Origin of the sequence: Xenorhabdus stockiae (assembly GCF_002632825.1) — a bacterium.
Taxonomy (GTDB): domain Bacteria; phylum Pseudomonadota; class Gammaproteobacteria; order Enterobacterales; family Enterobacteriaceae; genus Xenorhabdus; species Xenorhabdus stockiae.
Genome location: NZ_NJAJ01000157.1, coordinates 1 through 471, shown reverse-complemented (window position 1 = coordinate 471; position 471 = coordinate 1). Strand labels below are relative to the sequence as shown.

The window sequence follows — 471 nt, the reverse complement described above, 5'->3', positions numbered from 1 at the left end:
TCGGGCTTCTTTAAATTTGGCTCCTCCAACTGGACTCGAACCAGTGACATACGGATTAACAGTCCGCCGTTCTACCGACTGAACTATGGAGGAATTGCTGTGTTCCTGAGAACGGGATGAATGATAGGGGAATGGAGAAGGGTTGTAAAGCAGAAAAATAAAAAATAAATTCAATTGGTTAAGCGTTGTTCTATGTGGTGATGTTTTGTCATTTTTTGTGATAGAAAATAGCCATTATTTACAATAATCAATATCCTTGTGGCACTACAAAGTGTGGCGACTAGATAAGTGTAGCAAAAGGCAAGTCAGGAAATTGATGAGTACTAAATAGCAAAAAGCCCGACCAGCAAAACTGAATCGGGCTTCTTTAAATTTGGCTCCTCCAACTGGACTCGAACCAGTGACATACGGATTAACAGTCCGCCGTTCTACCGACTGAACTATGGAGGAATTGCTGTGTTCCTGAGAACG

2 tRNA genes are annotated in these 471 nt (G+C 41.8%); both read right to left on the bottom strand.

What is annotated here, in order from left to right:
* Positions 1 to 17: 17 nt before the first annotated feature.
* A tRNA-Asn gene (locus Xsto_RS20925) sits at positions 18 to 93 on the bottom strand.
* A gap of 281 nt (positions 94 to 374) precedes the next feature.
* Positions 375 to 450 (bottom strand) — tRNA-Asn (locus Xsto_RS20920).
* Positions 451 to 471 lie beyond the last annotated feature (21 nt).